Annotated in this window: 17 protein-coding genes; all 17 read left to right on the top strand. The window is 70.1% G+C overall.

Going from position 1 to position 20,754, the window contains the following annotated elements:
* The first annotated feature begins 48 nt into the window (after window positions 1–48).
* The 17 genes from tssA (at window position 49) to IS481_RS07795 (ending at window position 20,748) form a co-directional block, all read left to right on the top strand.
* Window positions 49–1,062, top strand: a complete 1,014-nt coding sequence (gene tssA / locus IS481_RS07715; protein WP_165908601.1) for a type VI secretion system protein TssA — start codon at window positions 49–51, stop codon at window positions 1,060–1,062.
* 78 nt (window positions 1,063–1,140) lie between these two features.
* Entirely contained in the window at window positions 1,141–1,659 is a 519-nt protein-coding gene (gene tssB, locus IS481_RS07720) for a type VI secretion system contractile sheath small subunit (RefSeq protein WP_104356492.1), read from the top strand.
* A gap of 30 nt (window positions 1,660–1,689) precedes the next feature.
* The gene (tssC, locus tag IS481_RS07725; protein ID WP_104356493.1) at window positions 1,690–3,180 is read left to right on the top strand and encodes a type VI secretion system contractile sheath large subunit; all 1,491 of its coding nucleotides are present in this window, start codon (window positions 1,690–1,692) and stop codon (window positions 3,178–3,180) included.
* Window positions 3,181–3,301: 121 nt separating this feature from the next.
* Window positions 3,302–3,784, top strand: coding sequence for an Hcp family type VI secretion system effector (locus tag IS481_RS07730; protein WP_104356494.1), 483 nt, complete (start codon window positions 3,302–3,304; stop codon window positions 3,782–3,784).
* Window positions 3,785–3,935: 151 nt separating this feature from the next.
* Window positions 3,936–4,418, top strand: a complete 483-nt coding sequence (locus IS481_RS07735) for an Hcp family type VI secretion system effector (protein ID WP_104356495.1) — start codon at window positions 3,936–3,938, stop codon at window positions 4,416–4,418.
* 135 nt (window positions 4,419–4,553) lie between these two features.
* On the top strand, window positions 4,554–5,393 hold the full coding sequence (locus IS481_RS07740) for a type VI secretion system accessory protein TagJ (protein ID WP_104356496.1): 840 nt from the start codon (window positions 4,554–4,556) through the stop codon (window positions 5,391–5,393).
* A gap of 3 nt (window positions 5,394–5,396) precedes the next feature.
* Complete coding sequence (tssE, locus tag IS481_RS07745; RefSeq protein WP_104356497.1) at window positions 5,397–5,903, top strand: type VI secretion system baseplate subunit TssE; 507 nt, start codon at window positions 5,397–5,399, stop codon at window positions 5,901–5,903.
* A 3-nt stretch (window positions 5,904–5,906) separates the two neighbouring features.
* Window positions 5,907–7,781 (top strand): type VI secretion system baseplate subunit TssF, encoded by a 1,875-nt coding sequence (gene tssF / locus IS481_RS07750; protein WP_104356498.1) that lies wholly within the window; start codon window positions 5,907–5,909, stop codon window positions 7,779–7,781.
* Window positions 7,778–8,833, top strand: coding sequence for a type VI secretion system baseplate subunit TssG (gene tssG, locus IS481_RS07755; RefSeq protein WP_232529501.1), 1,056 nt, complete (start codon window positions 7,778–7,780; stop codon window positions 8,831–8,833). The genes tssF and tssG overlap by 4 nt, the downstream gene beginning before the upstream one ends.
* Window positions 8,834–8,857: 24 nt before the next feature.
* The gene (gene tssH, locus IS481_RS07760; RefSeq protein WP_104356499.1) at window positions 8,858–11,575 is read left to right on the top strand and encodes a type VI secretion system ATPase TssH; all 2,718 of its coding nucleotides are present in this window, start codon (window positions 8,858–8,860) and stop codon (window positions 11,573–11,575) included.
* 40 nt (window positions 11,576–11,615) lie between these two features.
* Entirely contained in the window at window positions 11,616–12,647 is a 1,032-nt protein-coding gene (locus tag IS481_RS07765; protein WP_132763192.1) for a hypothetical protein, read from the top strand.
* A gap of 10 nt (window positions 12,648–12,657) precedes the next feature.
* Window positions 12,658–14,046 carry a tetratricopeptide repeat protein gene (locus tag IS481_RS07770; protein WP_104356501.1) on the top strand — a complete coding sequence of 463 codons (1,389 nt, stop codon included), beginning with the start codon at window positions 12,658–12,660 and terminating at the stop codon, window positions 14,044–14,046.
* A gap of 126 nt (window positions 14,047–14,172) precedes the next feature.
* The gene (locus tag IS481_RS07775) at window positions 14,173–15,039 is read left to right on the top strand and encodes a hypothetical protein (protein ID WP_132763196.1); all 867 of its coding nucleotides are present in this window, start codon (window positions 14,173–14,175) and stop codon (window positions 15,037–15,039) included.
* Window positions 15,036–15,446 (top strand): DUF7079 family protein, encoded by a 411-nt coding sequence (locus IS481_RS07780; protein ID WP_104356503.1) that lies wholly within the window; start codon window positions 15,036–15,038, stop codon window positions 15,444–15,446. The genes IS481_RS07775 and IS481_RS07780 overlap by 4 nt, the downstream gene beginning before the upstream one ends.
* 16 nt (window positions 15,447–15,462) lie before the next feature.
* Window positions 15,463–17,715, top strand: coding sequence for a type VI secretion system Vgr family protein (locus tag IS481_RS07785; RefSeq protein ID WP_104356504.1), 2,253 nt, complete (start codon window positions 15,463–15,465; stop codon window positions 17,713–17,715).
* A gap of 8 nt (window positions 17,716–17,723) precedes the next feature.
* Entirely contained in the window at window positions 17,724–18,086 is a 363-nt protein-coding gene (locus IS481_RS07790) for a DUF3592 domain-containing protein (protein WP_104356505.1), read from the top strand.
* 10 nt (window positions 18,087–18,096) lie between these two features.
* Window positions 18,097–20,748 carry a DUF2169 family type VI secretion system accessory protein gene (locus tag IS481_RS07795; RefSeq protein WP_104356506.1) on the top strand — a complete coding sequence of 884 codons (2,652 nt, stop codon included), beginning with the start codon at window positions 18,097–18,099 and terminating at the stop codon, window positions 20,746–20,748.
* Window positions 20,749–20,754 lie beyond the last annotated feature (6 nt).

Below are 20,754 nucleotides of genomic sequence, written 5' to 3' on the forward strand. Positions count from 1 at the left end.
CGTGAGACACGCACGTCCCGTGTCGCCGTTCGAGCTGAGGTTGCTGCCGTGATCGATGTCGATGCCCTGCTGGCTCCCGTGTCCGAGGCCTCTGCCTGCGGGGAGGACCTGGAGTACGACGCCGACTTCATGGCGCTGGAGCAGGCGGCGCGTGGCAAGGCCGAACAGCAGTTCGGCGACACCGTGGTCGCCGGCGAGGAGCCCGACTGGCCCGACGTGGTCGAACGTGCCGTGCGGCTGCTGGGGCGTACCAAGGACCTGCGGGTGGCCACCTATCTCGCGCGCGGGCTGGCGCGCACGGCCGGTCCCGCCGGCCTCGGACAGGGCCTGAAGCTGCTGCACGGCCTGTGCGAGACCTACTGGGACGAACTCCATCCGCAACTCGATCCGGAGGACAACTTCGATCCCGTCATGCGCATGAACGCGGTCGCGCCGCTGGCTCACCCCGAGGCGGGGCTGAAGGAGCTGCGTGACGCCGTGTTCCTGCGCTCGCGCGGCGGCAGCTACGCGGTCAAGCATGTGGAATATGCGCTGTCCCTCATCGAGCCGCCGGCCGGCCAGTCGGTGCCGTCCGAAGCGGAGCTGCTCGCGGCGATGCGCGATGCCTCGGCTTCCGATGCCGGCTTCGCGGAGGGCATCCGCGAGGCGCTGCGGCAGGCCAATGCGCTGCAGGACTGGCTCAACGAGAAGGTGGGCTCCGCCCAGGCGGTGGACCTGAGGCCGCTGCGCACCATCCTCAACGCGGTCGTCAAGCTGGTCGACCAGGTGGCGGCCGAAGCCGGCGAGGCGGTGGCCGGGGCGGAAGGCGAAGCGGTCGACGGCGCAGCGTCCGAGGCCCCGGTGTGCGCCGTCGTGGTCGGCGAGCTGCGCAGCCGCGAGGACGTCGTCCGCAGCCTGGACCGCATGATCGAGTTCCTCGAACGCACCGAACCGACCAACCCCGTGCCGCTGCTGCTGCGCCGCGCGCAGCGGCTGATGGCAATGAGCTTCCTCGAGATCATCGAGGACATGACCCCCGACAGCGTGAGCACGGTCCGCCAGCTGGCCGGCATCCGCGAATAAGGCAGTTCTGGATTCTTGATCGCACCCCGGACCGCAGCGGTTGCGCTCGGTACCGTCCGTCAACCGTAGGAGAGCACCATGGCCACCAGCAGCAGCCAGAAATTCATCGCCCGGAACCGGGCGCCGCGCGTCCAGATCGAGTACGACGTCGAGCTGTACGGCGCCGAGAAGAAGGTCCAGCTGCCCTTCGTGATGGGCGTGATGGCGGACCTGTCCGGCAAGCCGGTCGAGCCGCTGCCGCCGGTGGCCGACCGCAAGTTCCTCGAGATCGACGTCGACAACTTCGACTCGCGCATGAAGTCGATGAAGCCGCGGGTCGCGTTCCAGGTGCCCAACACGCTGACGGGCGAGGGCAACATCAGCGTGGACATCACCTTCGAGAGCATGGACGACTTCTCGCCGGCGGCGATCGCGCGCAAGGTCGACGCGCTCAACAAGCTGCTCGAGGCGCGTCAGCAGCTGGCGAACCTGGTGACCTACATGGACGGCAAGACCGGTGCCGAGGAGCTGATCGCCAAGGTGCTGAACGACCCCGCGCTGTTGCAGTCCCTGGCTGCCAGCAAGAAGCCCGAAGAAGACGGTGGTGCTGCCGCCTGACGCGGCGGTGGATTGAGTCAGGAGAACGCGATGGCCGAGACCCAACAGCAATCCCAACTCGAAGGCGTGGTCCTCGAGGGCAACGAACTGGCGGCGCTGCTGCAGAAGGAGTTCAAGCCCAAGACCGAGGAAGCCAAGAGCGCCGTCGAGCAGGCGGTGCAGACCCTGGCGGCGCAGGCGCTGGCCCAGACGCAGCTGATCGGCAGCGACGTGGTCAAGACGATCGAGGCGATGATCGCCGAGATCGACCGCAAGCTCTCAGAGCAGATCAACCTGATCATGCATCACGAGGACTTCCAGAAGCTCGAAGGTGCATGGCGCGGCCTGCATTACCTGGTCAACAACACCGAGACCGACGAGCAGCTGAAGATCCGCGTGATGAACGTCTCCAAGCAGGAGCTGGGCAAGACGCTCAAGCGCTACAAGGGGACGGCCTGGGACCAGAGCCCGATCTTCAAGCGCATCTACGAGGAAGAGTACGGCCAGTTCGGCGGCGAGCCGTTCGGCTGCATGGTCGGCGACTACCACTTCGACCACAGCCCGCCCGACGTGGAGCTGCTGGGCGAGATGGCCAAGATCTGTGCCGCGGCCCACATGCCCTTCATTGCCGGGGCCTCGCCGACCATCATGCAGATGGAGAGCTGGCAGGAGCTGGCCAATCCGCGCGACCTGACCAAGATCTTCACGACGCCCGAGTACGCCCCCTGGCGTTCGCTGCGCGAATCCGAGGACGCCCGCTACATCGGCCTGACGATGCCGCGCTTCCTGGCGCGCCTGCCGTACGGGTCGCGCACCAACCCGGTCGAGGAGTTCGACTTCGAGGAAGACACCGGTTCGGCCGACCACAGCAAGTACACCTGGGCCAACTCGGCCTACGCGATGGCGGTCAACATCAACCGCTCGTTCAAGGAGTACGGCTGGTGCTCGCGCATCCGCGGCGTCGAGTCGGGCGGTGCGGTGCAGGGCCTGCCCACGCACACCTTCCCCACCGACGACGGGGGCGTGGACATGAAGTGCCCGACCGAGATCGCGATCTCCGACCGCCGCGAGGCCGAGCTTGCCAAGAACGGCTTCATGCCGCTGGTGCACCGCAAGAACAGCGACTTCGCTGCCTTCATCGGTGCGCAGTCGCTGCAGAAGCCGGCCGAGTACGACGACCCCGACGCCACCGCCAACGCCAACCTGGCCGCGCGCCTGCCCTACCTGTTCGCCACCTGCCGCTTCGCGCACTACCTGAAGTGCATCGTGCGCGACAAGATCGGCTCCTTCAAGGAGCGCGACGACATGCAGAAGTGGCTGCAGGACTGGATCATGCAGTACGTCGATGGCGACCCGGCCCATTCGTCCGAATCCACCAAGGCGCGCAAGCCACTGGCCGCCGCCGAGGTGGTGGTCGAGGAGGTGGAAGGCAACCCGGGCTACTACACGTCCAAGTTCTTCCTGCGTCCGCACTACCAGCTCGAGGGGCTGACCGTGTCCCTGCGGCTGGTGTCCAAGCTGCCGTCCGTCAAGGGAGCATGAGCCGCCGAGGGCAGGTGTTCATCCTGTGGAGTCCCAGCTTGTGGAGGGAGAGCCGGCTGCGTGCCTGCAGCCGGCATGACCGATTGGTTCATTTAACGCTGTCATAGCAGAAGGAGCGACCATGGCTGTTGACATGTTTCTGAAGATGGACGACATCAAGGGCGAGTCCGTCGATGCCAAGCACAAGGGCGAGATCGACGTCCTGGCGTGGTCCTGGGGATTGAGCCAGTCCGGCACGACCCACGTCGGCGGGGGAGGCGGCGCGGGCAAGGTGAGCGTGCAGGATCTGTCGTTCACCAAGTACGTCGACAAGTCGTCGCCGACGCTGATGCTGGCCTGCTGCAACGGCAAGCACTTCAAGGAGGCCGTGCTGGTGGTCCGCAAGGCCGGCGAGAAGCCGCTCGAGTACCTCAAGATCACGATGAAGGAGGTCCTCGTCTCGTCGATCAGCACGGGTGGTTCCGGCGGGGATGATCGCCTGGTCGAGAGCATCACGCTCAACTTCGCCGAGGTCAAGGTCGAGTACGTGCCGCAGAAACCCGACGGCACCGGCGACGCCGCCGTCGAGGCCGGCTGGAACATCGCCGAGAACATCAAGCTCTGACGCCGGCGGTGCGTGGCGTCGCAGGCCTGCGGGGCCGGCGGCGCCTCCAGGTCCTCGACGCCCGAGGAACCCGGTGCGGCCGGGCCGTCGGGCCACGGGACGGATCCCGTCCGGTGCATCGCCACCGGACGTTGCTCGGGGATGACACGCCATGTCTCTCGGCGACATGTTTCTCAAGGTCGAGGGCACGCGCTCCGGGATCATCCGGGGCGAGGCCAACGACCAGGCCCACCGCGACGAGATCGATGTGTTCAGCTGGTCCTGGGGCATGCGCTCGGCCAGCGCGATGGGCGGTGCCGGCGCGGCGGCGAAGACCACGGTCGAATCGCTTCAGCTGGCCAAGGAAGTGGACGCTGCCTCCACCGGCCTGATGGCGGTGATGCGCAACAACGAGCTGCTGAAGAAGGTGGTGCTGTCGGTGCGCAAGGCCGGCGGACAGCCCATCGACTACTTCGTCATCACGCTCGAGGACGCCCGCATCACGGCCTACGACGTCGGCACGGCGTCCGAGGGCAGCCCGCGGCTCGTCGAACGCCTGACGTTCTCGTTCAAGAAGATCAACGTCGAGTACGTGGGCCAGGACGAGAAGGGGCAGAAGAAGGGCGGCATGAACTTCGCTGCCGAGGTGAGCTGATGGGGGCCATTGCGCCGCCTCGGCCTGGCGCCCGTCGGGGCGCGGGCGTCTCCAGGCCGGCCGGGCCGGGATCAGGGTCCGCGATGGACGTGCGGCGAGGGCCGTGCGTGCGCATCGCTTGCAGGAGCATCTGACATGTCTGCCGCATTGCCTTCCGAAGACCACCTGCGCATGGGCGACCCGGTGCGCGCGCTCCAGGCCCTGCAGGACGAGGTGCGCGCACAGCCCGCGGACGCGAAGAAGCGCATCTTCCTGTTCCAGCTGCTGTGCGTGCTGGGGCAGTGGGAGCGCGCGCTCGCCCAGCTGAACGTGGCCGCCGGCCTCGATGCGTCGGCGCTCGCGATGGCACAGACCTACCGCGAAGCCATCCAGTGCGAACTGCTGCGCGCCGAGGTGTTTGCCGGGCGGAAGGTGCCGATGCTGTTCGGCCATCCCGAGGCGTGGACGGCGCTGCTGATCGAGGCGCTGTTGCGCGAGGGGCAGGGCGCTCCCGAGGATGCGCGCCGCCTGCGCGACCATGCCTTCGAGCAGGCCCCCGAAGGGGCGGGCACGCTCAACGGCCAGCCGTTCGCCTGGGTGGCCGATGCCGACATGCGGCTCGGGCCGGTGCTGGAAGTGATCATCAACGGACGCTACTGCTGGGTGCCGTTCGCGCGCCTCACCGAGCTCGTCGTCGAGGAGCCGGCCGACCTGCGCGACACGGTCTGGATGCCCGCGCACCTGAAGTTCGAGAACGGCGGCGAGACCGTCGGGCTGATCCCCACCCGCTACCCGGGCAGCGAGGCGAGCGACGACGGGTTGGTGCTGTTGTCGCGCAAGACCGAATGGCAGGAGTCGCAGCCCGGCTTCTACACCGGGCTGGGCCAGCGCATGCTGGCGACGGACACGGGCGACGTGTCGCTGATGGACGTGCGCACGATCGTGTGGAACGACCCGTCCCCGTCCGGTGACGGACAGACCTCTGGCGACGCATAAGCCGTGGCAGCGTTGACCCCCCAGGAACGCCTGCAGCCGGCCCTGCTGGACCGGCTGATCGACGACGATCCGTCGTCCACGGTCGAACCGCGCGAGCAGCGCGTGCTGACCAAGGCTCGGCTGCGCGAGGCGGTGCTGCGCGACCTGTCCTGGCTGTTCAACGCGACCCGGCCATCGGACGACATCGACTGGGAGCAGTGGCCCCATGCGGCGCAGTCGGTGCTCAACTACGGGCTGCCTGCGCTGTCCGGTGAAACCGCCTCGACGCTGGACATCGTGCAGCTCGAGAACGAGGTCAAGCGGACCATCCTGACGTTCGAGCCGCGCATCATGCCGGCGACGCTGAAGGTCGAGGCCCTCGTGTCCGAGCTGCAGATGGACCACCACAACGTCGTCAGCCTGCACATCAGCGGCCACCTGTGGGCACAGCCGGTGCCGCTGGAGTTCCTGCTGCGCACCGAACTCGACCTGGAGACCGGCCAGGTCCAGGTCCGCGAGCTGAGGGGCTAGGGCATGGATCCTCGCCTGCTTCGCTACTACAACCAGGAGCTGCAGCACCTGCGCGAGATGGGTGCGGAGTTCGCGCAGGCGTTCCCCAAGATCGCGGCGCGCCTGGGGATGGACGGCATCGAGGTCTCCGACCCCTACGTCGAGCGCCTGCTGGAGGGGTTCGCGTTCCTGGCCGCACGGGTGCAGCTCAAGCTGGACGCCGAGTTCCCGCGCTTCACGCAGCGGTTGCTCGAGATCGTCTACCCCAACTACGTCGCGCCGGTGCCGGCGATGGTGGTTGCCCAGTTCCGGCCCGACCTGAACGACGGCAACCTGGCGCGCGGCTTCCGCATCGCGCGCGGCAGCATGATGCGCAGCCAGCTCGGCAAGGGCGACGAGACGCCGTGCCAGTTCCGCACTGCGCAGGACGTGACGCTGTGGCCGGTCGAGATCGTCTCGGCCTCGTACTTCTCCTACGCGCCGGACCTGCCGCTGGCGCAGCTGCCGGTCGGCCGGCGCGTCAAGGGCGGGGTGCGGCTCAAGCTGCGCGCAACCGCCGGGCTGCAGTTCCACCAGCTGCCGATGGAGGCGCTGCGCCTGTACCTGGCCGGCGGCGACGAGGTGGCCTACAAGCTGTACGAGCTGCTGCTGGGCAGCGCGCTCGGCGTGGTGGTGGTGCCGCCGCAGCGTCCGGTGCCGTGGCACGAGGTGCTGCCGGCGACCAGCGTCGCGCCGGTCGGCTTCTCGGACGACGAGGCACTGTTGCCGGTGGGCCTGCGCAACTTCCAGGGCTACCGGCTGCTGCAGGAGTACTACGCCTTCCCGCAGCGCTTCCTGATGTTCGACATCCAGGGGCTGCGGCCTGCGCTGCAGCGCTGCACCGGCGACGAGGTCGAGGTCGTCGTGCTGCTCGAACGCGGCGACGCGACGCTGGAGAACGTGGTCGACGCCGGCAACTTCGCACTCCACTGCACCCCGGCGATCAACCTGTTCGAGCGCCGCTGCGACCGCATCCACATCACGGCCAACCAGCACGACTACCACGTGGTGCCGGACCGCACCAAGCCGATGGACTTCGAGGTCTACGACGTCACCTCGGTGACCGGCTACGGCGTGGGCGCGGGCAGCGAACACCATTTCCTGCCGTTCTACGCCGCCTTCCACCACGAAGGCCACGGGCATGCGGCCTACTACAGCCTGCAGCGCGAGCCGCGCCTGCTGTCGGCCGAGCAGAAGCGCCGCGGCGCGCGCTCCAGCTACGTGGGCAGCGAGGTCTACATCTCGCTGGTCGACCCGGCGGAAGCCCCGTTCAGCGAGGACCTGCGCCAGCTCGCGGTCACCGCGACCTGCACCAACCGCGACCTGCCACTGCACATGCCACTCGGGGTGGGGCGGACCGACTTCGTGCTGGACATGGCCGCCCCGGTCGAGTCGGTGCGCGTGCTCAAGGGACCGACGCGGCCGTACTCCTCGCTGCGCGAGGGCGCGGTCAGCTGGAAGTTCATCCACCAGCTGTCGCTGAACTACCTCTCGCTGCTCGACGTCGACGAGCGCGAAGGCGCCGCGGCGCTGCGGGAGATCCTGACCCTGTATGCCCAGAGCGCGGACCACGGCCTGCTCAAGCAGATCGACGGCCTGCGCTCGGTGCGCACGCGTCCGACCGTGCGGCGCTTCCCGGCGCCCGGGCCGATCGCCTTCGGGCGCGGCGTCGAGGTCGACGTCGAGGTCGACGAGTTCGCCTTCCAGGGGGCGAGCGCCTTCCTGTTCGGCGCGGTGCTGGCGCAGTTCTTCACGCGCTACGTGTCGCTGAATTCCTTTGTCGAGACCTCGCTGCGGTCGACCAGCCGCGGCGAGCTGATGCGATGGGTGCCCCGATGCGGAAGCCGCGCGATCCTGTGAAGCTCTGGCAGGCGCTGGCGCAGGCGCCGTATCGCCACGACTTCTACTGGGCGATGCGCAGCATCGAGTGCTGCTTCCCGCACAAGCCGCGGCTCGGCACCGCGCAACGTCCGGTCGACGAGCCGGTGCGCCTGGGACAGGAGCCGGCGCTGGATTTCGCCCCGGCCTCGCTGTCCAGGTTCATGCCGCCCGAGGGCAGCCGGCCGGCGCGCATGGAGGTGCGCTTCTTCGGGCTGTTCGGGCCGAACGGGCCGCTGCCGTTGCACCTGACCGACCATGCGCGCGAGCGCATCCTGCACCACGACGACCGCAGCTTCGCGCGCTTCGCCGACGTCTTCCACCACCGCCTGCTGCTGCTGTTCTACCGGGCCTGGGCCCAGGCCCAGCCGACGGTCGGGCTGGACCGCCCCGAGGACGACCGTTTCGGCACCTACGTCGGCGCGCTGTTCGGGCTCGGGACGCCGGCGCTGCGCGGGCGCGACGCCTTGCCAGACCACGCCAAGCTGCACCACGCCGGCCTGCTGGTGCGCCAGGTGCGCAATGCCGAAGGCCTGCAGGCGCTGCTGCGCAGCTACTTCCGCCTGCCGGTGCGCGTCGAGCAGTTCGTCGGGCACTGGATGGCGCTGCCGCCGCACCAGCGCACGCGCCTGCAGCGCGATGCGGCTACCGGCAACCAGCTGGCCCGCGGGGCCGTCCTGGGCCGGCGCGTGTGGGACCGGCAGCACAAGTTCCGCATCCACGTCGGCCCGCTGACGTTGGCGCAGTACCTCGACTTCCTGCCGCCAGGTCGGGCCCTGCCGCCGTTGCTGGCCGCGGTGCGCCAGTACGTCGGGTTCGAGCTGGACTGGGACGTGCGGCTGGTGCTGGCCGCCGCCGAGGTGCCGCAGGCGCGCCTCGGCCGGCACAGCCGGCTCGGCTGGACCACCTGGGCCGGACGCCGTGCGGCCGGCACCGGGGGGCCGGCCCTGGTGCTCCAGCCGGATCGCCCGCGGCGCGCGCTGCGCGCCGCCGCCAACGACCCCGGACCGCAGGCCCGGCACGTGGCCGCCTGATCAGACCGCGAGGAGAGAGAACCCATGAGCGAAATCAGCCGCGTCGCGCTGTTCGGCAAGCTCAACAGCGTGGCCTACAAGGCCGTCGAAGGCGCCACCGTGTTCTGCAAGCTGCGGGGCAACCCGTACGTGGAGCTGGAGCACTGGGTCGCGCAGATCGTGCAGCTGCCCGACAGCGACTGGCACCGCATCATCCGGCACTTCGGACTGGACGCCTCGGTGCTGGCCAAGGACATCACGGCGGCGCTGGACCGGCTGCCGCGCGGCGCGACCTCGATCTCCGACCTGTCGGACCACGTCACCAACGCGGTCGAGCGCGGCTGGGTGTACGGCTCGCTGAAGTACGGCGAATCGCAGGTGCGCACCGGCCACGTGATGGTCGGGCTGCTCAAGACCTCGTTCCTGCGCAACGCGCTGCTGGCGATCTCGCGCCAGTTCGAGCGCATCCGCCCGGACGACCTGGCCGAGGACTTCGGGAAGATCGTTGCGGGCTCGCCCGAGGAAGGGCTGGCACCGACCGACGGCTCGTCGCTGTCCGGCGGCGCGGCCCCCGGCGAGGCGAGCGGTGCGCTGCCGGCCGCCCAGATGGGCAAGCAGGAGGCGCTCAAGCGCTTCACCGTGGACCTGACCGAGCAGGCCCGCTCCGGCAGGATGGACCCCATCGTCGGGCGCGACGACGAGATCCGCCAGGTCGTCGACATCCTGATGCGGCGGCGCCAGAACAACCCCATTCTGGTCGGCGAGGCTGGCGTGGGCAAGACCGCGGTGGTCGAGGGCTTCGCGCAGCGCATCGTGCGCGGCGACGTGCCGCCGGCGCTGAAGGACGTGGAGCTGCGCGCACTGGACGTGGGCCTGCTGCAGGCCGGTGCCAGCATGAAGGGCGAGTTCGAGCAGCGCCTGCGCTCGGTGATCGAGGAGGTGCAGGCCTCGCCCAAGCCGATCATCCTGTTCGTCGACGAGACCCATACGCTGGTCGGGGCAGGTGGCCAGGCAGGCACCGGTGACGCGGCCAACCTGCTCAAGCCGGCGCTCGCGCGCGGCACGCTGCGCACCATCGGCGCGACGACCTGGGCCGAGTACAAGAAGTACATCGAGAAGGACCCGGCGCTGACGCGACGCTTCCAGAACGTGCAGGTCGACGAGCCCGACGAGCGCCGCGCGATCCTGATGATGCGTGGCGTGGCCTCGACGATGGAGAAGCACCACAAGGTGCAGATCCTTGACGAGGCGCTGGAAGCCGCGGTCAGGCTCTCGCACCGCTACATCCCGGCGCGCCAGCTGCCGGACAAGGCGGTCAGCCTGCTCGACACCGCCTGCGCGCGGGTGGCCGTGAGCCTGCACGCGACGCCGGCCGAGGTGGACGACAGCCAGCGGCGCATCGAGGCGCTGGAGACCGAGCTGGGCATCATCGCGCGCGAGCAGAGCATCGGCATCGACACCGGGCAGCGCCGCGCCGAATGCGAGGCGGCACTGGCCGCAGAGCGCGAGCGCCTGGCCGCGCTGACGCAGCGCTGGGAAACCGAGAAGGGCCTGGTGGACCGGCTGCTCGCGCTGCGCGCCCAGCTGCGCGCCGGCGCCCAGCCGGTGGAGGGCACCGGCAGCGCGCTGGAAGCGGCGGCCGAAGGCGCCACCGAGTCGCCGCTGGGCGAGGCCGAGCGCGCCGCGCTGCTGCAGGAGCTGAGATCGGTGCAGGCCCAGCTGGCCGAGGTGCAGGGCGAAAACCCGCTGATCCTGCCCACCGTGGACTACCAGGCCGTGGCCAGCGTGGTGGCCGACTGGACCGGCATCCCCGTGGGCCGCATGGCGCGCAACGAGATCGAGACGGTGCTGAACCTGCCGGCGCTGCTCGGCCAGCGGGTGATCGGCCAGGACCACGCGATGGAGATGATCGCCAAGCGCATCCAGACCACGCGCGCCGGCCTGGACAACCCCAACAAGCCGATCGGCGTGTTCCTGCTGGCGGGCACCTCGGGCGTGGGCAAGACCGAGACCGCGCTGGCGCTGGCCGAGGCGCTGTACGGCGGCGAGCAGAACCTGGTGACGATCAACATGAGCGAGTTCCAGGAGGCGCACACCGTCTCCACGCTCAAGGGTGCGCCACCGGGGTACGTCGGCTACGGCGAAGGTGGGGTGCTGACCGAGGCGGTGCGGCGCAAGCCGTACAGCGTGGTGCTGCTCGACGAGGTCGAGAAGGCGCACCCGGACGTGCACGAGATCTTCTTCCAGGTGTTCGACAAGGGCTTCATGGAGGACGGCGAGGGCCGCTTCATCGACTTCAAGAACACGCTGATCCTGCTGACGACCAACGCCGGCACCGACCTGATCGCCAGCATGTGCAAGGACCCGGAGCTGATGCCCGATCCCGAGGCGCTGGCCAAGGCGCTGCGCGAGCCGCTGCTGAAGGTCTTCCCGCCCGCGCTGCTGGGGCGGCTGGTGGTGATCCCGTACTACCCGCTGAGCGACGAGATGCTCGGCCGCATCGTGCGGCTGCAGCTCGGCCGCATCAAGAAGCGCATCGAGGAACGGCACAAGGTGCCGTTCGAGTACGGCGAGGACGTGATCCGGCTGGTGGTGTCGCGCTGCACCGAAAGCGAGTCGGGCGGCCGCATGATCGACGCCATCCTCACCAACACCATGCTGCCCGACCTGTCGCGCGCCTTCCTCAACGCGATGATGGAAGGCCGCCAGCTCGAACGCGTCAAGGTCGACGTCCAGGACGGCAACTTCACCTACAGCTTCTGAGGCCGTCCGCACGGATCCGACAAGGTATAGAGGTGACCCCATGCCTGCACTGACACTCGAAGAACTCCGCGCGATGGGCGAGATCGCCAAGGCGCGGCGCCTGCTGCTGGTCAACATGTTCAGCGGCACGAAACTGAAGTACGGCAGCAAGACCGCCCTGAAGACCGGCAAGGGGCTGGTGTCCGACGGCAAGTCGATCTACCAGCAGGCGAACAAGCTCGCCAAGGCCGGCAAGGAGGTGGCCAAGGTCGGCTCGCAGGTCGGCAAGACGGCGGCGCTGGCGCCGGGCATGAAGCAGATGATCGAGGACTTCATCGTCCAGTGTGCCGACGTGCAGAACATCCAGGAGATCGTCGAGGTGGTCACCTCCGAGACGGTCAAGGAGCTGATCGCCGAGGTGACCCCGATCGTCGGCGTGGTGAGCAGCGGCTACAAGCTGGCGCAGGCGGCCAGGACGGTGGCCACCGACGGCTACCAGCTCTACCGCAGCCAGGAGTACCGCCAGGGGTTCCGCGTCGGCGATCCGGTCGCCGCCGCCGAGGCGGTGCGCGAGCTGATCAAGCGCGACCTGGGCCGGCACTCGGTGCAGCTGGCGCAGCAGGCCACCGCCACCGGGGCGAAGATCGCCGGCCTGTTCACCGACCTGGGCACCGCCACCACCGCGGGCATCGGCATTGCCAACGCGGTGGCGAGCCTGGGGCTCAAGCTCTACTCGCTGGGCATGGACATCAAGGACCTGCGTGCCGGCAACGCGCGGCTGAAGACCCCCGACACGCTGGACCTCACGGTGTTCAAGGACTGCCCGATCCTGGGCTGCTACCTGCTCACCTGCGCCGACACCTCGCTGGTGGCGAACTTCTTCGTCGCCGACATCGGCCTGCCGGGGTGGATGGACCGCATCGAGGTGATGAAGCGCAAGCAGATGGATCCGCTGCTGGAGATCGCCACCAAGAACATCAAGGCCTCCAACCTGCAGCTCGAAGGGTTGCAGGCCAACCGGATCACGCACGCCGACAAGAGCTTCTTCGCGAAGGTCAAGAGCAAGGCGGTCAAGCGACTGCACCTGAGCTGAAGGCCGGACCATGGGCAAGCGCGCAAGGCCGGCCAGGGCCTCCGGCACCGACGTCACGCCGCTGCTGCACCAGGCCGTGGTGTTGCACCAGCGCGGGATGCTGGAGGAGGCCGAACGCCTGTACCGGCGCGTGCTGGCGCTGGCACCGGAACAGCCCGACGCCCATCACTTCCTCGGCGTGCTGCTGCACCAGGGCGGACGCAGCGAGCAGGGCTGGCCGCTGATCGAGCGCTCGCTGGCGCTGGTCGACCGCATCCCGGACTGGCACAACAACGCGGGCAACGTACTGCTGGAGATGGGCCGGCTCGACGAGGCGATCGCGGCCTACCAGCGCGGCCTGCTCCTCGCCCCGGATCGCCCGGACATCCTGAACAACCTCGGCGTGCTGATGCGCATGCGCCGCGCCTACCAGGACTCCGAGCAGGCCTACCGGCGTGCGCTCGAGCTGGCCCCCGAGTTCGCCGACGGCTGGAGCAACCTGGGCAACCTGCTGGCCGGCACGGGCCGCCTGCTGGAAGCCCTCGATGCGTACCGCACCGCGTTGCGCCACAAGCCGGGCCACCCCGAGGCGCGCAAGATGCTGGGGGTGGCCTACTACGCGCTGGGACAGGTCGACAAGGCGGCCGAGGTGTACCGCGACTGGCTCGCCGACGAGCCGGGGCACCCGGTCGCGCAGCACCACCTGGCTGCCTGCCTGGGCAGCGGCGTGCCCGAGCGCGCCTCCGACGCCTACGTCGAGACCATCTTCGACCGCTTCGCCCACAGCTTCGATGCCAAGCTGGAGCGCCTGCACTACCGCGCCCCGCAGCTCGTGGCCGAGGCCGTCGCGCGTGCCTGCGGTGCCCCGGCAGGGGGGCTGGACGTGCTCGATGCCGGCTGCGGCACCGGGCTGTGCGGGCCGCTGCTGGCGCCGCATGCACGGCGCCTGGCGGGCGTGGACCTGTCGGCGCAGATGCTGGCCAAGGCCCGCCTGCGCGGGGTGTACGACGAACTGGCCAAGGCGGAGCTGACCGCATACCTGCAGCAGTGCCATGCGGAGTGGGACCTGGTCGTGTCGGCCGACACGCTGTGCTACTTCGGCGACCTGCGCGCAGTGACCGCTGCGGCGTGCGAGGCGCTGCGCCCGGGCGGCTGCCTGGTGTTCACCGTCGAAGCGCTTGTCGACGGACAGGGCGGCGCAGGCTTCCGGCTCAACCCGCACGGTCGCTACAGCCACGCCGCCGGGTACGTGCGCGAGGTGCTCGCGCAGGCCGGTCTTGCGGTCGAGGCGATGGAGGGCGGGGTGCTGCGCACCGAGAACATGCAGCCCGTCGAGGGCTGGCTGGTCGTGGCGCGTCGTCCCGCGGCCGGGCAGGACGGTGCCTGCGCAGGAACGGCAGGCCGTGGCCAAGGAAGTTAGGGATACCGAGGCTTGGTGTTAGGGATGGTGGGGGGCCGACCCGCTGCCCATAATGGGTTGCAGGTGGACTTCCGGTGTGGGACATCGTGGAGGCACGAAGCAGGATCGCAGCCAAGGGAGGCAACGATGAGTGGCGCTGAGCGTCCCGGCCCGGTGTGCGCCTGGTCCGTATCGCGTCCCGCGGTGTGGGACGGCACCGCGTGCCTGCAGGCCGCCACCACGCCCGGCCCGACGGGCAGCGCCGGCCAGCGCGATGCCGAACTGCGCGAGCTCGAAGCCGCGCTGCGCGCCCTGCAGGTGACGGCGCTCAACTTCGGGCGCAGCTTCGTCAATGACGCGGGGGTGCGCGAGAACTACGTGCGCCGCATCGCCGAGATGTCGCGCACCATCCTGGCCGACGTGCGCGCCGGCCGCGCCACGCCGCGCGAGGGCGCGGAGCTGGCGGTGCAGCTGCGCAACGTCATCATGGAGGAAGCGCGCGTGCAAAGCAGCGTCATCGGCCGCGCGCAGGCCGAGCGGCTCAAGGCGACGGGCAAGACCATCGAGCAGCTGGTCGACGCCACCACCGAGAAGCTTTTTCCCGGGCGCAGCTTCGGCGCGCTGGAGCCGGCGCAGCGGCGCCGCGTGTTCGAGCACATCGTCGAGTCGTCGGGTCGATCGCGCCCGGCGGTCACCTCGCAGATCCCGCGCTGGCGCCTGATGGGTCGCGCCTGCGTCGCGTTCACGGTCGCGGTGTCGGTCTACAACATCTGGACCGCCGAGCACCGCGTGCATGCCGGGCTGCGCGAAGGCCTCGTGCTGGGCGGCGGTGCGGCCGGTGCAGCGATGACGGGGGCCGCGACCGGGCTGGTGTGCGGGCCGGGTGCGCCGGTGTGCTCGACGGTGCTGTTCCTGGTGGGCGGCCTGATGGGCGCACTTGCCGCGGACCGGATCGCCGACCGCTACGACGAGGAGCTGCGCGAGTTCGCGCGCTGGCTGGGAGAGGGCTGGTGAACGGCGCGGCGCGCACACCCGGGGACCAGGCCGCCGACCGCCTGCGTGCGGCCCGCGCGGCGCTGTCCGAGCTGTTCCTCGACCGCGAGTTCGACGACGCCGACCGCCGGCGGCTGTGCGAGGCGCTGGCCGCCACCGGGCTGGACCTGGCGACGCTGGAGCGCGTGTTCACCGAGGAGCTCGAGCCGCTGCTGTCGGCCAACCTGCGCACGCCGGCCGGCGAGTGGGCCGGATTCGACATCGACTGGCTGGAAGCGCGCATCCGCGAGCGGCAGGGGCAGCAGGACGGCTGGCGCCGCTGGTGGCAACGCGGGCGGCAGGCCCTGGCCGGACGTTCGCCCGCGCACGAGGAATGGCTGCGCCTGCGCGAGCTGCTGGTGGCGCGGGCCGGCAGCGAACGAGGGTGAGGCTGGGAGACCGAGCATGGCACGAGTGATGGAGATCGACACGCCCCTGGGGCCCGACGTCCTGCTGTTCCGGGCCATGAGCGCCCGCGAGGAGCTGGGGCGTCCGTTCGAGTTCCTCATCGAGGTGCTGTCGGACAAGGGCGAGCTGCCGGTGCACGAGCTGCTCGGCAAGCCCGTGACCGTCAGGCTGGAGCTGCCGGAGGAGCGCGCCCGCTTCTTCAACGGCATCGTCGCGCGCATGGCCACCGCCTCGCCGCTGGGGCGGTACCACCGCTACCGCCTCACCGTGCGGCCGTGGCTGTGGCTGCTGACACGCAACAGCAACTGCCGCATCTTCCAGCAGCAGAGCGTGCCGGACATCCTGTCGCAGGTGTTCGCGAAGTACCCGCAGGCCGCGATCGAGAAGCGCCTGACCGGCTCCTACCGCACCTGGGAGTACTGCGTGCAGTACCGCGAGACGGACTTCAACTTCGTCAGCCGCCTGATGGAGCAGGAGGGCATCTACTACTACTTCCGGCACGAGCCCGGACGGCACACGCTGGTGCTGGCCGACGGGCTCAGCGCCCACGAGGCCGTGCCCGGCTTCAAGTCCGTGCCGTACATCCCGCATGACCGCGGCCGCCGGCTCGAGCAGGAGTACATCGACGAATGGAGCGTGTCGGCCGAGATCCAGCCCGGCAGCTACGTGCTGGACGACTTCGACTTCACCAAGCCGAGCGCCGAGCTGCGCGCCAGCGCGCGGCGTTCGCGTCCCCATGACGCGGCGGACGGCGAGTACTACGACTACCCCGGCGAGTACGAGGCCCGCAGCGACGGCGAGCTGTACGCCAAGCTGCGCCTGGAGGAGCTCCAGGCGCACCACGAGCAGATCCAGGGCAGCGGCAACGCGCGCGGGCTCGCCGTCGGTGCGCTGTTTCGCCTGACCGGCCACACGCGCGGCGACCAGAACCGCGAGTACCTGGTGCGCTCGACCCACATCGAGATGCAGTTCGGCGAATACGAATCGCTGGACGCCGGCAGCACCGACTATCACATCCGCTTTGCCGTGCAGCCCAGCCAGGAAGCGTTCCGCACCGAGCGGCTCACGCCCAAGCCGGTGGTGCAGGGACCGCAGACCGCCATCGTCGTGGGGCCGGCGGGCGACGAGATCCACACCGACAAGTACGGCCGCGTCAAGGTGCAGTTCCACTGGGACCGCGACGGCGCCGGCGACGAGAACAGCTCCTGCTGGGTGCGGGTCGCGCAGCCCTGGGCCGGCAAGAACTTCGGCATGATCGCGATCCCGCGCATCGGCCAGGAGGTGGTGGTCGACTTCCTCGAGGGCGACCCGGACCGCCCGCTGGTCACCGGCCGGGTCTACAACGGCGAGCAGATGCCGCCGTGGGAACTGCCCGCGAACAAGACCCAGACCGGCATCCTGACCCGCTCGACGCCCGACGGCAGCGCCGCCAACGCGAACGCGATCCGCTTCGAGGACAAGAAGGGCGAGGAGCAGCTCTGGATCCACGCCGAGAAGAACCAGGACATCGAGGTCGAGAACGACGAGACCCACTGGGTCGGCCACGACCGCAAGAAGACCATCGACCATGACGAGACGGTCGAGGTCAAGAACAACCGCACCGAGACGGTCGGCAACGACGAGCAGATCACCATCGGTGCCAACCGGACCGAGAAGGTGGGCGGCGACGAGTCGATCACCGTCGGCGGCAACCGCAGCGAGACGGTGGGCGCCAGCGAGGACGTGATCGTCAGCGCGAACCGCAGCCACATGGTGGGCTCGAACGACGACCTCAAGGTCGGCGCGAACCGCACCATCAACGTCGGCGCCAACCAGCAGCTCGTGGTCGGCGGGAACGTGACCGAGGCGGTGGGCGGCTCCTGCACGCAGACCATCGGCGGCGCGCTGACCCAGACGGTCGCCGGTCCCGTCACCATCAACACGCCGGCGGCGATGACCATCACCGCCGCCGGCGGCGTCACCATCGTCGCGCCCGGCGGCACCAAGGTCATCGACAACTTCCTCTCCAACCTGGGCGGCATGCTGACGCAGAGCTACGGGCAGATCATGAAGTTCACCCCGATGTCGATGGAGGTGAAGGCGGTGTCGGTCGAAGGCTGCGGCGTCAAGGTCGACATGGGGACCGTCCATACCCACAAGACTGGGGTGCACCTGCAGCAGCTGGGCGCCAAGCTGCTGAGCACCGATTCGGCCTTCCTCAACAAGGCCGGCCTGATGCTGGCCAAGGCGGGCATCCACCTCATCGGATGAGCACGGGTGTGAAGATGGATGCAGGGCGCTGGCTGCTGGTCGTGGTGATCCTGATCGCCGCGATCCCGTTCCTGCGCCGGCTGTGGATCGAGGGGCAGGCCGAGTGGCTGCGCCGGACCGGCGAGCCGGCCCAGGCGGTGGTGCTGCGCCTCGAGGACACCGGCGAGCGCTACCGCGAGGGGCCGGTGCTCGTGGTGCACGTGCGTTTCTCCACGCCGCTGCAGGGCGTGGTGCAGTCCTCGTTCCGGCGCGCGATGACCCCGGTCGAGCTGCAGAGCGTGCGTCCGGGAGCGACGGTCGGCATCGTCTACGACCGGGACCGTCCGTCGCGCATCGCGCTGCACGAGATCCCTTCGTCGGCATTGCCCTGAGTTGCCTGTCATGCGCGTCCTCAAGCCTGCCTGCCTGAGCGTCCTGCCGCGGTGCGTCGAGCATCGGGGGCAGTGCTATCTCGGCATCTCGGTGCTGGCCCACGTGCCGCTGCGCGGGGCCGCGCACCTCGGTGCCGAGCAGGCGCTGTGGCCCATGCTGGCCGCCTTCGCGCCCGGCTTCGTCGAGGACGGCATCCCGCGCACGCGCAGCGAGTTCCTGCTGTACGGCACCGTGCATGCGGATGCGAGCCAGCCGGGCAGCCTGCATGTCGACTTCGGCGTGCGCATGGCCGGCATCACCCGTGTCGGCCGTGCCTTCGGGCGGCGCGTGATGGAAGGCGCGCGGCTGGTGCTGCAGGAGCCGCTGGTGCGCGCGCCGGTGGCGGCCGCCTCGGCCTACGGCGGCCCCGGCTACCCGGCCAACCCGGCCGGCACCGGGCACCCGTCCAGCGTGGACGCGCACGGCTACCTGCACCTGCCGCAGATCGAGCTGCCCGCCCATCCCTGGGTGCGCGATCCGCAGCGCAACGTGAGCGCGCTGTTCGGGGCGCTGGACATCACGCACCCGCTGCGCGCGCGGCATGCGGGCACCTACGACGCCGGCTGGCTGAAGCAGCACTTCCCCGGCCTGCCGCCGGATGCGGACTGGGCCCTGTACAACAAGGCGGTGCCGGAGCAGCAGCTCGAGGCGCCGTGGCGCGGCGACGAGGCCTACGACCTGCTCAACCTGCGGGCCGACGCACCGCGCCTGTCGCACCGCCTGCCCGGCGTCACGGCGCGGGTGCTGGTCCGCCGCCAGGCGCGCCCCGAGGCGCTCGAAGACCTGCGCGTCGCGCTGCGCACCGTGCTGTTCCTGCCCGACCAGGACCGGGTCGTGCTGGTCTGGCAGGCCCTGTGCCGCACCGCGCGGGACGACGCCAGCGACATCGACCTGCTGATCGCCGGGGCCGAGCACCTCGGGCGCCCCAAGCCGTTGACGACCTATGCCGACGTGGTGCGGACCCGGCTCGACGAGAAGGACGGCGTGCTGGCCATGCTGGACGACGAGCCGCTGGTGCCCGAGGACATGCCCTTCGACGGGCTGATGGGCGAGCTGCCTGACCTGAACGCGCCGCCCGAGCCCGACAGCATGCTGGCACGCACCGTCCGGCGCGCCGAGCGCACGATGCAGGAGGCGCGTGACGAGGTGGCCTCGCACGGCCTCGATCCGGACGAGCACGCCCCGCCGGCGCGCATGCCGGCCCCGCCCGAGATCCCGCCGCCGGCCCGCTGGGGCGCCTTCATGCGCGAGCTGATCGCCGATGCGGAACAGCGCATCGCGGGGGCGAAGCAGGTCCAGCAGGTGCGCATCGCCGACGCCGAGCAGGTGTTCAAGACGCAGAACCTCGACTTCCAGGTCGTGATGCGCGAGATGAGCGGTGCCGACACGTTGGGGCCGCCGCAGGCGCTGGCGCCCGCCACGCTCCAGACCTTGCGCGACATCGACGCGCTGGCGCGCGCGCAGGGCGAGCCGGTCGGGGAGGTGGCCGAGATGCTCGCCGACATCCCCCTGCAGCAGCGCTGGGTCCAGCAGGACCGCCAGGCCCTGGACCTGTACCGCGAGACCGCGCACGCCCGGCCGGCGGTGCCGCGCACCCAGGGGCGCTTCGCCGAGCGGCAGCGGCGCTGGGTGGCCGAACGGCTGGCCAAGGGCGAGGGCCTGCAGGGGCTGGACCTGAGCGGCGCCAACCTCGCGGGCATCAACCTCGCCGGCGTGGACTGCGAGGGCGCCATGCTGGAGGGCGCCGACCTGCGCGGCGCGACGCTCACCGGCGCGCGCTTCGCGCGGGCCGTGCTCGCGCATGCCGACCTCAGCGACGCCCAGCTGCAGGGTTGCGACTTCACCGATGCCAACCTCGGGCGCGCCCGCCTGGATCGCGCCAACGCCACGGGCGCGATCCTCGTGCGGGCCACGCTGACCCAGGCCGTGCTGAACCTCACCGTGCTGCAGCGCGCGGTGCTGCGCGGGGCGCAGCTCTACAGCGTGATCCTCACCGGTGCCGACCTGGCCGGGGCCGACCTCGAGGAGGCCCAGGTGCTGCAGTGCAACCTCAGCAGTTCCTCGCTGCAGCAGGCCCGCGTGGACAAGGCGCAGTTCGTCGAGTGCAACCTGAAGCACACGCGCTGGAGCGGGTGCAGCGGTGCCGAGACCGTGTTCATGAACATCGCGTGTGCCGAGTGCGACTTCACCGGGGCGCGGCTGCCGCAGTCGCGCTGGGTCGGCGCGGTGGACCTCAGTGGCGCGCGCTTCGACGATGCGCAGCTGGCACAGGCCTATTTCGGCCAGGGCAGCTGCCTGCGCGCGGCGAGCCTGGAGCGGGTGCAGGCCGACGGCGTGGACTTCACCGCCTGCAACCTGGAATGCGCCGTGCTGCGTGCCGCGCGGCTGCGCGGGGCGAGCCTGCGCCGTGCGCGGCTGGTCGAGGCCGACCTGTCGCACGCCGACCTGATGGGCGCGATCCTGCAGAACGCCGACGCGCAGGGCGCCGCGCTGGTGGGCGCGCACCTGTACGGCGCCGACCTGGCGCGCCTGCGCGCCGACACCCGCACCCGCCTCGACGGCGCGGTGCTGCACAAGGCGCGCACCTATCCCCGCTGGCAAGCGCCGGCCGAACGCCGATGAAGACGC

It is taken from the genome of Caldimonas thermodepolymerans (assembly GCF_015476235.1).
In the GTDB taxonomy this organism is placed as follows: Bacteria; Pseudomonadota; Gammaproteobacteria; order Burkholderiales; family Burkholderiaceae_C; genus Caldimonas; species Caldimonas thermodepolymerans.